Source organism: Ferroacidibacillus organovorans (assembly GCF_001642725.1).
Taxonomy (GTDB): Bacteria; Bacillota; Bacilli; order Alicyclobacillales; family SLC66; genus Ferroacidibacillus; species Ferroacidibacillus organovorans.
Genome location: NZ_LSUQ01000002.1, coordinates 101,563 through 114,895 on the forward strand (window position 1 = coordinate 101,563; position 13,333 = coordinate 114,895).

Here is a 13,333-nt window from a genome sequence, read left to right on the forward strand (position 1 = left end):
TCGAAAATCAACCGATATCCATCATGTGCGAGTTCAATGATCGTGCCGCCGATCGTCGTACATCCGCCATAAAACGTTAACTTCGTACCCACACAGATCCGCTCCCACACACCTGATCGTAATAATGCTCAGCCTTGAATGCCTTCGCCGCGAGAGATCCCGCGAATGATGTAGCGCTGGAGGAGAAGAAACAGAAGGATGACAGGCATCGTCGTGAAAAGCGAGGCCGCCGAAAGACGCCGCCAATCCACCGAGTTGTTATCAAGAAAGTGGGCAAGCGCCACCTCGACGGGCTGCACATTGTGGCTCTGCGTGACCATGAGAGGCCACATGAGCGAATTCCAGGAGCCGATGAAAATATACAGTGAGACCGTGAAGAGAATGGGCCTACTCAGCGGCAAGGCAACCGACCAGAGATAGCGCAGATGACCGCAGCCATCGATGCGCGCCGCATCCCAGTAATCCTTGGGCAGTGAGAGAAAAAACTGGCGCAATAAAAAGATTCCAAAAACAGATGCGCCGTAAGGCAAGATCTGCGCCCAGTAGGTGTCTATCAAGTTCATCATCGCTAAAATTACGAAATTCGGAATCAGGTGCGCTTCACTCGGGATCATCATCACGACCAAGATCAGCGAAAACACCCACTCGCGACCGCGAAACTCGATGAAACTGAGCGCATACGCAGCCAGCACGGATGTAGCTAGCGCAATCAAGATGGTCACAAAAGCAATAAAGAGCGTATTGCCGAAGTACATCATCCAAGGAAACATGTTCCACGCGCGCACATAGACACCGAGCCGACCATCGAGCGTGAGGTGCGGTGGAAACTGAAACACGTCCGCCTTTGTGTCCAACGAAGTGACGAGTGCGATATAGAGCGGGAATAAAAAGGAAAGCCCGATCCCGAGCGAAATCAACGCGCGTACGTATCGCCGACCTAACCGAAACATCTTGTCAGCCCCTGGCATTTTATTGATAAAACACAGATCGTTTTCCGATATAGCGTTGGATGAGCGTCAACACGAGGATGACAAAAACGAGAATCACAGCCATAGCCGACGCATAAGAGTAGTGATTGTAAACAAATGCCGTCTCATAAATCAGGAAAAGACTCGTTGTCGTTGCGTACTCTGGCCCGCCGGTGCCACCCGTCAATGCATAGATCTGTGCAAAACTCTGCAGCGCGCCAAGCGTTGTGACGACGACAAGAAAGAAAATGGTGGGGGAAATCAGCGGCAAGGTGACTTGCCAGAATCTCCGCCACGCGCCTGCCCCATCCATCGCTGCCGCTTCAAGGACGGATTTTGGCAAACCAGCAATGGCTGACATGACAATCACCACATCAAAACCGACACCGTGCCACAATGAATAGATGGCGATAGAAGGCATGGCCATACTTGGCGACTGCAGCCAACCGGACTCCGGCAATCCCAATCCGTGCAGCACACCGTTTGCCATCCCATACGTGGGATCAAAGATCCATAACCACCCGATCGCCGTCCCCACGGCTGGCGTTGCGTATGGCAGCAAAATGAGTGTGCGAATGACACCGTAATAGCGCGACGCTTTTTGGATTAACAAAGCGATGGACACGGACAGAATGAGGGTTCCCGGCACCATCAAAGCGGCAAAATAGAATGTGTTCCACAGCGACTGCTGGAAAAGGTTAAACTGTAGCGCATCCGTAAAATTAGAAATTCCCGCCCATGTCGTATGAACACCCAGCAAATGATAGTGCCAAAACGCAAGACCAAACGCCATCACGGAAGGGACATACACAAAAACGGTCAAAAACAAGAGGGACGGGAGCAGAAACAAAACAGCCGTCCACAGATCTTTTCGCGTGCGACGACGTTTGGCTCGCCGCTTTGTTTCACCAGATCCGACGCGAGCCAAACGCATTTCATTGATCATCGCCATGCACTACAGCCTCTGTTGGCCGTTCATGTATTGGTTGCCGCTGGCCGTCATATTTTTCAGCGCAGTGATTATCGATTCCTGTCCCAGCAGTCCTTTCATAAAGTCATTCATCATCGCCGATTTTGCGGCGCTGTACGTCGCATAGGGCGGCTTGATTACCCAGAACTTCGGATTGCTATAAGAAGCGTCCCAGGCAGGTTTCTTTGCGTAAAACTCTTTCATCTGTTCCAGGCCCGCAGGACCGAGTGGCAAATAATTCGTATGTTCGTTCCAGTACGTGTTATTTTGTGGGCTGGACATGAACTTTACAAACTCAAAAGAGGCTTGCTGCTGTGCTTTCGTCCCATCATTAAACATGGCAAGCGAAGCGCCATTGATGTAGTTGTAATTTCTCCCTGAAGGTCCAAAGGGAGCGGGCGCGGCCAGCATGGGAAACTTCCCGCCCACCGAGCTGAGATCGTAGGTGTATCCAGCGGATGCATCGATCAGCATGCCAACCTTGCCCGTTCCAAAATCCAATTGGTAGTTGTAGCCTTGCGTTGGAATAAGGATCTTTTTCGCAACCATGTCACGCAACATCGATAAAGCCTTTTCAGCGCCCGGATTCACCAAATTGAAGTGATTACGCACAGGGTTGCTCCAGACCGTGCCGCCAAAATCCATCGTCATCGTAAAGAACTGGCGAACGGACGGAGTCCATTCAATTCCGTGATCATTTGGACTCAGTTTTGTAATCTTCGTGGCGTCTGCGACAACCTGCGCCCAAGTACGCGGTGCGCCAGACAAGTGAGCCTGTTTGAAAAGATCTGCATTATAGTAAAGAACGACGGCCGATTTTTTCTCGAGCGGCATAATGTACTGTTTTCCATTCGCGGATTGCATGTCTTTCCATACAGCCGGAAAATAATCATTCTTAATTTGCGCAGGTGTCAATCCACTCTTGCTCAAAAGAAACGGCTTCAAGTTTAAAAGTGCGCCGGCATTGATGAAATTCTGTGCAGCGTCTGTTGCAATCATCGCCACATTCGGCGCCTTGCCTGCGAGAAAGGCGGCAACGCCTTTGCTGCTTGCGTGCACCACTTGCGCATCAACATGAATCCCAGGATGTGTCTCGTTGAATCGCTTTACTTCCGCTTGATCCGCGAGAAGAAGCTGCCCAGAAGAGTGACCAAACCAAAACACGATGTGCACAACAGGTGAAGCAGGCGCATGTTTCTCCTTTGCGTAAGAAAGGCCTCCACTTGCGACCGATGCCAACAAAGCAATTGAAGCGGTAGTCACGAATGCTTTTTTCATACGAGAGCCAACATGGATTGACAACCTTTTTACCCCCAGTCAGATTCAAATGATCTACCTGAAGTGTAAACAACGGTTGTAAAGTATTAATTTCGTAAGAGTATATGGATTGTTAATGTTTCGAAAAAATAACGTGCGACAAATCAACTTTTACGTTAGCCCGTACTAACAACATTTTATAGTCCGTTGTAACCTTTTTTGTCGCAATTGACTAACCGTAAAATCATAGTGAATAATGTTCCCCAGAATCAAATTTCGGGGTGATTAACATGTCAACAGCTTCCGTAACATCAAGGCTAGACGATTTGCTCGGCAAACAAAAAAAGGTTTCTACGCCAGACTGGGTAGGGGACGCCGTCTATGGTGCTAATGATGGCCTTGGTGCAATCTTTGGCATCATCGCCGGGGTGGCAGGCTACACGGCAGCCGGACAAACGATTTTGATTTCCGGTCTATTCGGCGCGCTTGCAAGTACACTGTCCATGGCCGCCGGCGCATGGCTGGCGACAAAATCCGAGAACGAAATGATGGAGAGTGGATTTCGGAAGGCGAAAGAAGATATCACACGCAATCCACACAACGAACGTGAAATTCTTTCTCTCACGTATCAGTCAAAGGGCTTCGAGGAAGGATTGTCAGAGGCAATCATCTCAACCATTGTCGCAGATGAAACGAAATTCGTAGAGGCAGTTGCACAGGAAAAATATGGTGTTCACGAATCCCAGCGGGGAAATCCTTGGTCCTCGTCTCTGTATGGCGGCGTATCCACCTTGGTGGGTGGCATCATTCCATTAATTCCCTTCTTTTTTCTGCAAGGTCACCTCGCATTAATTGTCGCTGCCGTCATCAGCATTTTAGCGCATTTTCTCGTCGGCGCCGCAAAAAGTGTGGTCACTGTCCGCACTTGGTGGTCCAGTGGGCTGGAGATGACGGTTGTGGGCATCTTGGTGGGAACCGTTTCCTATGGATTGGGACTGCTCGGAAGTACCCTGATTGGGTAATTCTCTCGCCGAAGCCAAATCCCCCCGATCTGCGGGGGGACTTCTTCAGTAAAAGAGACTAGACACTCTTGAACAGCTTCCCAGGATTAAGGATTCCATTCGGATCAAACAGTTTTTTCATCGCTTTCATATACGGTAACGTGTCTGCGTGTTCATCTGCGAGATAAGCCATCTTGCCAAGGCCAACCCCGTGTTCTCCCGTGCATGTCCCCCCGCGTTCGAGTGCGTAGCGGACAATCTGCCGATTGACTTCTTCGGCCACGCGCATCTCTTCTGCGTCTTCCGGGTTTACCATAAAGATCACATGGTAATTCCCGTCCCCGACATGCCCTAAAATGGCGCCATAGATCCCATACGCATCGATCGTCGCGCGCGCCGCGCGAATCGCCTGCGGCATTTCAGAAAGCGGGACACAAACGTCTGTGACCTTCATCTTTTTTTGCGGAGCGGTCTGAATCACGGCGAGCGCAGCGTCATGTCTGGCGTCCCACAATTGATTGCGCGCCTCAGTCTCTGTCTCAAACACAAAATCGACACACCCAAAATCATTACAAACCTCTTTGGCGATCGCCAGATCAGTCTGTACAGCTAAGGTACCCCCGTGAAATTCAAGAAACAATGTTGGATGCAAATCATAGCTTGTTCCTTTTGCTCGATTAACTGCGTCCATCGTAAGTTCATCCACAAGCTCGATTCGCCCAATGACAACTCCTGAGTTCATCATGTGAAACGCCGCGTCACTCGCCGCCAAAAGATGGGGAAAGACAGCTCTCACCGCAACCGTCGTCTCCGGGATGGCGTACACGCGCAGCGTAAGCTCAGTAATGACACAAAGCGTTCCCTCGCTGCCTACAAAAAGACCCGTCAAGTGATACCCTGCCGACGACTTGAGTGAGAGACCACCGGTGCGGATGATCTCACCATTTGCGAGCACCACCTCAAGATCTAGCACCTGAGATCGCATCACACCGTAGCGCACGGCAGTCGTCCCGCTCGCGTTGGTCGCAGCCATGCCGCCAAGCGTTGCGTCAGCACCAGGATCAAGCGGAAACTGCAAGCCATGGGATTTTAGTGCTTTATTCAATTGCGTACGTGTAACACCCGGTTGAACGCGCACCAAAAAATCCCGCGGACGAATCTCAAGAATCTGGTTCATCTGCGTCAAATCGAGGCTCACACCGCCCTCAACAGGAATGACGTGACCTTCGAGGCTCGTTCGCACACCGCACGGCGTGACGGGTAGACGGTGCGAATCTGCAAACATCAACACCCGTCTCACATCTTCTCTCGATCTGGCGAAAACGACGACATCCGGTGATTGTGGCGCGGAGCAACTCAAATCTCGCCCGTAATGATCACGAATCGAGGCTCCCACGCTCACCTGTTCGGGATCTGAAACGAGTGCTGACAACGCGGATTGCAGTTCCAAGTGGAAACCTCCATTCTCACTTCCCGAATAACCCACTAGATATCGCAGACAATGTCGAAGTCATTCAACTACGGGCATGCTCACTCTCACTTAAGCCCTGATAGGTATCGCGAAGTTCTCGCTTGAGGATCTTGCCACTCGGATTTTTCGGCAGCGCCTCCGCCAGAACGACATGCTTGGGAACTTTGAACTTGGACAAGTTGTCTTTGCAGGCCCCGAAGATCGCGTCCGTGTCCAGGAACGCGCCCGTCTTTGGTACAATGACCGCAGTCACCGCCTCAATCCAGTACGGGTCTGGAACCCCAATGACGGCCACCTCGGACACCCCTTCGATGGTGTACAGAAACTCTTCCACTTCCCGGCTTGAAACGTTGACGCCGCCGGTCTTGATCATGTCCTTTTTGCGATCGACGACCGTGATATACCCTTCTTCATCCATCACTCCGAGATCCCCGCTATGAAACCAACCACCTTGAAACGCCTCCTCGGTTTTCTCCGGATTGTAGAGATACCCAAGCATCGCGTGACTTGTTCGATGGACGATTTCCCCTATCGTTCCGCGTGGCACCTCTTTCCCCCCTTCATCGACAATTCGGGTCTCCACGTTCAAGGCTGGTTTCCCAGCAGACCCAAGCTTTCGCATTTGGTCTTCGGGTTGCAATACGGTGGCAAGCGGAGCTACTTCCGTCTGTCCATAAAAATTCCAGAATTTTGCCTGTGGCAAGCGGATGGACAACTCTTTCATAACCTCTCTCGGCATCATGGCGGCGCCGTAATAGCACTTTTCCAGGGAGGACAAATCGCGTTTCGCAAAATCGGGGTGACGCAACAAGGCAATCCATACCGTTGGTGGGCAAAATAACTGAGTCACCTTCTCTTGCTCTATCGTTTCCAATATGACGTCAGGTGCTGCTCCAGGCAGAATTACACCGGATGATCCGATATAAACCCCTGGCCCCAGAAAACAGTGTAACTGTGCACTGTGATACAACGGCAATGCATGAATGGCAACATCACGTGCCTCCATCCCCCCATCAATTAGCGTACTTACGTATTCCCCCACCAAGTTGGCGTGCGTCAACATAACCCCTTTGGGCTTCGATTCTGTTCCGCTTGTGTAAAGGATGTGTGCAACATCTTCGTCTGACACATTTGATTCAAACAAGTCAGTTGGCATTTGCTCTCGACGGGCACCCAAGGAGTTCCAATGGGACAAGTTGGAAGGTGCAATTTGTGTATCCATCAAGTAACGATTTGAAATGGAGATATCCGCAAGTTGACTGGCTTGATCGAGTAACTCAGCAAACTCAGTCGAAGCCAAGGAAACCTGTACTTTTGAGTGCTGAAGAATAAAAGCCAGATCGGGCACCGTGAGCATGTAGTTCATGGGAACCATGACCGCGCCAAGCCGTGCTAAAGCGAAGTTGACTACGGCAAAATCCATACTATTGCGAGATAGCACGGCTGTCACTGTTCTGTATCCCACCCCATCCTCAGACAATGCCCATGCAGTCTGGTTCACCCGGTCGTCAAACTCTACATAAGACAGTCTTTCGCCCTTATACACCAAGGCTAAGCGATCAGGCGCCCTCATTCGACTACGACGAAGCAAATCTGATAGGGTGTTGCGGCGCGCCCTGCGAATAGATGCGGTTACGTCATTCGTTAAACTCATGGTGTGCACCCTCCCCCGGTTCTATTTCTACCATTACTTTACATACTATTTCTTCTATTACATCGATTATAATCGGTATTTGCAATCGTCGAAATGCCCCGTTTCTACCATCACGGGTCCATATCAAGAGTCTGTACGACGCCCTCGAACAATGGGCGGCAGACGAGTTGCGCAGCGTCAATGCGATCTGTCAATCAAGCAGGTGCCAGTCTTCGTAAAAAAGGAAAGGCTGCCGAGATTTTCTCGACAGCCTGAAGGCTCAGACAAACTCTACCGGAACCTGGTTTGAGTTAGTCTTTACGATGCGCGCAAACGAAATGGTTGTTACTGAAGATGGTGACTGAGCAGCGTGATGATGGTAGTAAATAAGTTACTCATTTGCGCTCTAAGGTGAGAGAGTGAATTGGAAATCTCTGTAAGCATTTGACTGATCACATCCAGGTGCGACTGCTGTTGTGACAATATTCCGCCGTTTTGAGTCACTGTCGATTGAACATGGGACAAAGCGCCGCTGACGCTAGTCATCCATGTTGCCACGATCATCACCACACAGACGATCAGGGCAGAAATCAACCAAAAAAGGGTGTGACGTTTGCGAACAGCGTTCGTGCCGCGCACGATGATAATCTGTGACGATGCTGGTGACCCCTTCCCTCGAGTCACCTTTTGCGTAGACACGGGGTCTTGTTCTGTCTTTTGAGTTGATTGGAACATGGACTCATCCATCTTTCCTTTCCCTCCTCCAGAAGACATAGTCAAAGTATTCGATGGAGTCGGCCATTTTGTGTCCGTCAGTATCGATATCCTCAAGCGCGGTGGACGAACACCTATTTCTTGTGCTTAGATGGAAGTATAGAAGACCATGAGTTTATGAAGATGGAGAGAGGGCGGACGACATGCGGTTGTGGCATCAGAAATTGATTGGTGTCCTACCGCGTCAGCAACTGCTCGGTCAGCACCGTGAGTGCTGCGCGTTGCGTGGGGCAGGATGGATGAGACCCCACGCGACGGTTAACTATGTGTTTGCACACCCGATCACGGATTTGGTGAGATATCATTGGTTGGTCATCGATGAGATGGAACACCGTGGCTATCACGTGGAGACCAGGTGGCGAGAAGTGGGATATCGCGGACAAAAGGTTCCCCCGGAGACTTTGGAAGTCGCTCTCCTCGCGTCGGATCAAATGATTTACCCGGAACATGACGAGGCGTATCTACAGGAGTGCTTAGAGAATCTAGCGCGTAAAGGCGTTTTTCTATCCTCTCGATTTTGAAATGTGCTAAGGTACGCCATGGAGTAAGGTTCGCTCCATGGCCACCAGGTCCCTTTTTTCCAGATGTGTACTGTCGGACACGTCAAGCACACTTCATGAAGGTGTGATCACACAGACTGTGACAGCTTTTGTAAGCAAAATAGTCGACGCTCCCTTTGCCATCGATATTTTTCGGCTCTTTTCAACGGAATATGCGTGTTATTCTCCATAAAACTACAACACCTTACTCCCTACTTATGAACGTCTTATTATAGGGGTGATCCATATGGCTTCTCTCTCTTCGATGATTACATTTAAACGGTTGTCTGTAGAGAAACGCATTCTGAGTCTGATTACAACCATCATCCTCGTCTTGCTTGTGATAGGTGCTTCCGTTTTTTATCGTAGCGTACAAGTTGTCGCAGCGCAAAAGGAAGTTTCAAACGATACCCATGTCATCGTGGACCTAGACCAGGTGCTGATTAGTTTACTTGACATGGAGACAGGGCAACGTGGATTCCTTCTCACAGGGAATCCGGATTATCTTGCCCCATACCTTAGCGGTAAGCGCGTCATCGCAAAGAATATCGCCAATTTACGATTACGCCTCCAACAAAACAGCACATCTCCATCCCTTCTTACATCGTTGAATCAACACATCGCCAACAAAGAACGCGAACTAAAAACAACGATTCTTCTGCGGAAAAAACACGGGTTTTCGTCTTCCATACGGATTGTTGACACAAACTATGGTATCCAACAAATGAATGAAATCCGTAAGGATCTCTCCATTTTAAGATCGATCTACTTACAACGCGTAACACAGGCACAAACCATAAGTCGTCAAGAAATGCACATTACGCTCTGGCTCATGATCATTGGAACTGTCGTATTCACATTTTTTCTATGGTTTGCGTATCGCCAAATCATCCTTGATTTACGTGCAAAACGATTGTTAACGGAACGACTGGAACTAGAATCTAGTCATGATTCCTTGACACAGCTTCCTAATCGACGTTTTTTTCTGGATCGACTTCGCTATAGTCTCGATCTAGCCAAACGCGAAGGAGACAAACTTGCTCTGCTTTATATCGATCTCGATGGATTTAAGCCACTCAACGATGTTTTAGGTCACGCCTTTGGTGATCAGGCGCTCGTACTGGTATCCAAACTCTTCCTTGGAGTAAAACGAGAAGGGGATGTTTTATCGCGATTAGGAGGCGACGAGTTTGCTATTCTCGCTCCACACGTAAACGATGAAAGTGAGATCACGGTGTTCGCCCAACGCTTGCTTGACGCTTTTTCTGATCCAGATATTCAACGCCTTTCTGTACGTTTGGGTGCCAGCATCGGAATCTCCTTTTTCCCTTCTGACGCGCATCGCGTTGACGATCTACTCCATGCGGCGGATGAAGCGATGTACCGTGCAAAACGATCAGGCGGACGTCAGTTCCAATTTTATCGTACCCAACTGACAGAAGAGCTAACTCGTGAACAGCGGCTGCGAAACGACTTACCCTCTGCACTAGAAAAAGGGGAAATTCAGGTATGGTACCAACCCTTTGTCAAAGCTTCAAATCAATGCATTACAGGTGCGGAGGCTCTCATTCGATGGCAACACCCGGATTTCGGTTTACTTTTACCCGGTGATTTCCTCCCGCAGGCCGAGAAAGCGGGATTACTGCCACGCATTGCTCAAGAAGTGATTCGAGTAAGCATAGCGGAACTTAAAACCTGGATTACGCTCAATCCAGATCTAACTCTTTCAATAAATTTGAGTGCGCAGGATTGCCTCTCGCCTGGTGTCATTCTATCAGCGCTTGAAACAGCACTTATCGAACATCACATTTCAGCACACCATGTAGAAATTGAGTTAACTGAGAGTTCTTTGATACGTCCAGAAGCGGATTATGTCATCCATGAGTTGCATCGTTTTGGCGTGCGACTTGCTATCGATGATTTTGGAACTGGATACGCATCACTTGAGTATTTAAGTCGGTTCCCGGTACAGAAAATTAAAATTGATCGGAGCTTTGTAAAACACTTACCTGATGACCCGTATCATCAAAAATTGGTGCCAGCTATGGTAACAATGGCACACAGCCTCGAACTTGACGTTACAGCGGAAGGTATCGAAACCTTCGATCAGGAACAGTTCATGCAAGAGATTCAATGCGACTACTTGCAAGGCTATCGCTATGGCCGCCCCATGCAATCGACTGACTTTGTGAAAATGATCCAAACTTATCTTCCGAAGTCGTAACTGTCTTTATCATTGAAATTCCAATCATCTCAAAAGTGCTGTATTCCATCACCCAAGATGATATTAAAGTTGCCACAATGGGTAGTTTAAAAAAATATTTTTATGTAAAGCGTTTTAGTATGACACAGACCTTAATTCGAAACGAAGCGTGAAGGAATGCTTTTATTACTAAATAAGCAGGAAAATTGTCGATTTATGGCGAATATAGTCGATATAAGAATGGAAACTATTCATTGGTAAAACTACGGAAACGTAGTGGCGCAAAGCTAGAGAGGCTTCGGCAATCACGATTGTCATGCCAGCCAGTTGCCGAATATCTAGGCGCCTGTTCAGCAAATTAGACAGGTGACTTTTTCTATCCTTGAAATTTAGGAGGATGCACAAGGTATGCTTGATTTGATCGTGACTGAACGTCTACGAAATGCTTCTTCCCAAATGCTTACTCTTTTGATTCAAACGGTCGATATGAACACACTGTTTGTGGCAATCAATGACACAAAAATTAACCGAATCATCACGGTATACAATCGCTCAACAGAGCTTTTAAAAGAAGGATCGTCTCCTTTTATTGAAAGCTACTGCAGCCATGTATGCAAACAAGATAAGAACGTTTTGATCATCCCTGATACAAAGGTCAATGCTTTAACAGCAAAAATGACCATCACGAAGGATCTTGGATCGACGACCTTTATTGGCGTACCAATTGCGTTGAAAGATGGTACTAAAGTGGGGACCGTATGTGGAATAACAAAGGAAATGCACCCGTTTAGTGACACAGAAATCAATGCTCTACACGTAGCGGCTACGTTTCTTGGATATGTTTTGGAATTAGAATATACAAATTATGTTGATGAGGTTACCGGTGCGTATACACGCAGATATTTACAAGTAGTATTTGACGAAAACGTCACTAAGCAGCCTTCGATCAGCCTCCTCTATTTCGATCTTGATAATTTCAAAATGATTAACGATCACTATGGACATGATTGGGGAGATGGTGTATTACACTCCGTAGTCGCCCGGGTAAAGGGATTCCTCCAAAATAGGGGATTACTTTTTCGATTAGGCGGAGATGAATTTGCGGTTCTCTTGCTTGATTTTTCAACCTTTGAAGAGGTGATTCCATTTGCACACGATCTCCTTCATCAATTTGATTCTCCGTTCTCTGTCAGATCTTTAGAATTCTCGATAACTCCCAGTCTTGGTATTGCACAATATCCGTATTGCAGTAACAACCTAAAGGAACTTTTAGGGCATGCTGATCAGGCCATGTATGCTGCGAAAAAAGACGGGGGAAATAGGGTTCGGTGGTACAATCCTGAAGAAGAAACAAAGCTTCAGGAAAAACTGTTTTTGCAAACGCGTTTACGGGAAGCACTTGAAAATGATATGCTGGAACTTTTTTACCAACCGAAAATTCAGATTCAAAATGGATCGATTCGATCCATGGAAGCACTTGCAAGGTGGAAGGATCAAGACGGGCTATGGATTTCTCCGGAACGTTTTATTCCAATTGCTGAAGAGAACGAACTAATCGGGATTTTGGGGAAATGGGTATTACGAACCGCTTGTCGGCAACAAATCGAGTGGATCAAAAAAGGGCATCCGCCAATTGTGGTCTCTGTAAATGTTTCTCCTAAGCAATTTCAAATCTGCAGTATGGTGCAGATTATTCGCGATGCCATTTCTGAAACAGGTATTGATCCGAGCCATTTAGCAATTGAAATTACCGAAGGTCTACTCGTAAAAAACTCCATAGACGTTGCCGAAGAACTTAGACAGATTCGATCCTTAGGTGTAAAGATCGCGATTGATGATTTTGGTAAGGGGTATTCCTCTTTGTCATACCTGCGGTTATTCGAACCAACACATTTGAAAATTGATCAGTCGTTCATCAAGGATATGTTGGACGATACGGGACAAATGTGCATTGTATCCGGCATCATCAACCTTGCGCACAATTTGGGAATGAAAGTCGTTGCAGAAGGCGTGGAACGTTTGGAGCAATTGGTACGTCTCGCTGAGGAGGGTTGTGATTTAATCCAGGGATACCTTATATCTCCCCCTCTACCTGTACATGAAATCGAAAGAATATCGGAGTGGCACTGGCCGTTCCCTGAAAGCAAGTCACTCGGGAATGTAAGCTAATGCAATATTTTTAGCCACATTCGTAATAATCCGGTTTTTATACGGTATATCCTTTCGTCTTTTGCAAGTAATATCCGCAAATGTAAGGCTACCATAAACTCAAAGCATGATTATCCGATCCATGACAATCGGTTAATAAAACGTTTATTGTTGAACCTCCTGAACATGTGTACTTTTCAACGAAGGAAACTTGGTTATTTGTTGCGAGTGTGAGGAATTTGTACAGACGAAAAATTGTTGAATGATCTGCCGCGGATTAAGTGATGATAGAGCTTATGCTTCGGGCCCTCGATTAAGCGTATGCACAACAAAGTCCAAAAGAATCTGTTATGCACCCTTCGGAATGAG

General features: G+C 47.8%; 10 protein-coding genes and 1 riboswitch. Of the genes, 4 read left to right on the forward strand and 6 right to left on the reverse strand.

Annotated features, from left to right (window positions below; all coding sequences use genetic code 11):
- Positions 1 to 128 precede the first annotated feature (128 nt).
- Genes AYW79_RS01135 through AYW79_RS01145 form a run of 3 tightly spaced genes read right to left on the reverse strand, consistent with a single transcriptional unit; the run spans position 129 to position 3,216 of the window.
- Positions 129 to 950, reverse strand: a complete 822-nt coding sequence (locus AYW79_RS01135) for a carbohydrate ABC transporter permease (protein WP_067560659.1) — start codon at positions 948 to 950, stop codon at positions 129 to 131.
- Between the two features lie 19 nt (positions 951 to 969).
- Complete coding sequence (locus tag AYW79_RS01140; protein ID WP_067952807.1) at positions 970 to 1,920, reverse strand: carbohydrate ABC transporter permease; 951 nt, start codon at positions 1,918 to 1,920, stop codon at positions 970 to 972.
- Between the two features lie 3 nt (positions 1,921 to 1,923).
- Positions 1,924 to 3,216 carry an extracellular solute-binding protein gene (locus tag AYW79_RS01145; protein WP_067560661.1) on the reverse strand — a complete coding sequence of 431 codons (1,293 nt, stop codon included), beginning with the start codon at positions 3,214 to 3,216 and terminating at the stop codon, positions 1,924 to 1,926.
- A 269-nt stretch (positions 3,217 to 3,485) separates the two neighbouring features.
- Here AYW79_RS01145 and AYW79_RS01150 point away from each other — a divergent pair, with 269 nt between their 5' ends.
- Complete coding sequence (locus AYW79_RS01150) at positions 3,486 to 4,217, forward strand: VIT1/CCC1 transporter family protein (protein WP_067560663.1); 732 nt, start codon at positions 3,486 to 3,488, stop codon at positions 4,215 to 4,217.
- A 58-nt stretch (positions 4,218 to 4,275) separates the two neighbouring features.
- Here AYW79_RS01150 and AYW79_RS01155 read toward each other — a convergent pair whose 3' ends face one another.
- From AYW79_RS01155 to AYW79_RS01165, 3 genes are all read right to left on the reverse strand, one after another.
- Positions 4,276 to 5,646: an FAD-binding oxidoreductase gene (locus AYW79_RS01155; protein WP_067560670.1), complete on the reverse strand. Its 1,371-nt coding sequence runs from the start codon at positions 5,644 to 5,646 to the stop codon at positions 4,276 to 4,278.
- A 64-nt stretch (positions 5,647 to 5,710) separates the two neighbouring features.
- Complete coding sequence (locus tag AYW79_RS01160; protein WP_067560672.1) at positions 5,711 to 7,321, reverse strand: fatty acyl-CoA synthetase; 1,611 nt, start codon at positions 7,319 to 7,321, stop codon at positions 5,711 to 5,713.
- A gap of 324 nt (positions 7,322 to 7,645) precedes the next feature.
- Entirely contained in the window at positions 7,646 to 8,047 is a 402-nt protein-coding gene (locus AYW79_RS01165; RefSeq protein ID WP_067560674.1) for a hypothetical protein, read from the reverse strand.
- 170 nt (positions 8,048 to 8,217) lie between these two features.
- Between AYW79_RS01165 and AYW79_RS01170 the strand changes: the two genes are divergently transcribed.
- The 3 genes from AYW79_RS01170 to AYW79_RS01180 all read left to right on the forward strand — a co-directional run bounded on the left by AYW79_RS01170 (position 8,218) and on the right by AYW79_RS01180 (position 12,985).
- Complete coding sequence (locus AYW79_RS01170) at positions 8,218 to 8,595, forward strand: TIGR02328 family protein (RefSeq protein ID WP_067560676.1); 378 nt, start codon at positions 8,218 to 8,220, stop codon at positions 8,593 to 8,595.
- Positions 8,596 to 8,878: 283 nt separating this feature from the next.
- Positions 8,879 to 10,837, forward strand: coding sequence for an EAL domain-containing protein (locus AYW79_RS01175; RefSeq protein WP_231877779.1), 1,959 nt, complete (start codon positions 8,879 to 8,881; stop codon positions 10,835 to 10,837).
- Positions 10,838 to 11,062: 225 nt separating this feature from the next.
- A riboswitch (cyclic di-GMP riboswitch) is annotated at positions 11,063 to 11,151 on the forward strand.
- A 73-nt stretch (positions 11,152 to 11,224) separates the two neighbouring features.
- On the forward strand, positions 11,225 to 12,985 hold the full coding sequence (locus AYW79_RS01180; RefSeq protein WP_067560680.1) for a bifunctional diguanylate cyclase/phosphodiesterase: 1,761 nt from the start codon (positions 11,225 to 11,227) through the stop codon (positions 12,983 to 12,985).
- Positions 12,986 to 13,333: the final 348 nt, after the last annotated feature.

What these genes read in the sequence shown, in the direction of transcription:
- AYW79_RS01140 (WP_067952807.1), bottom strand. Translation starts at nt 1,920, where the DNA reads ATGGCGATGATCAATGAAATGCGTTTGGCTCGCGTCGGATCTGGTGAA.
- AYW79_RS01165 (WP_067560674.1), bottom strand. Translation starts at nt 8,047, where the DNA reads ATGGATGAGTCCATGTTCCAATCAACTCAAAAGACAGAACAAGACCCC.
- AYW79_RS01150 (WP_067560663.1), top strand. Translation starts at nt 3,486, where the DNA reads ATGTCAACAGCTTCCGTAACATCAAGGCTAGACGATTTGCTCGGCAAA.
- AYW79_RS01145 (WP_067560661.1), bottom strand. Translation starts at nt 3,216, where the DNA reads ATGAAAAAAGCATTCGTGACTACCGCTTCAATTGCTTTGTTGGCATCG.
- AYW79_RS01170 (WP_067560676.1), top strand. Translation starts at nt 8,218, where the DNA reads ATGCGGTTGTGGCATCAGAAATTGATTGGTGTCCTACCGCGTCAGCAA.
- AYW79_RS01160 (WP_067560672.1), bottom strand. Translation starts at nt 7,321, where the DNA reads ATGAGTTTAACGAATGACGTAACCGCATCTATTCGCAGGGCGCGCCGC.
- AYW79_RS01135 (WP_067560659.1), bottom strand. Translation starts at nt 950, where the DNA reads ATGTTTCGGTTAGGTCGGCGATACGTACGCGCGTTGATTTCGCTCGGG.
- AYW79_RS01180 (WP_067560680.1), top strand. Translation starts at nt 11,225, where the DNA reads ATGCTTGATTTGATCGTGACTGAACGTCTACGAAATGCTTCTTCCCAA.
- AYW79_RS01175 (WP_231877779.1), top strand. Translation starts at nt 8,879, where the DNA reads ATGATTACATTTAAACGGTTGTCTGTAGAGAAACGCATTCTGAGTCTG.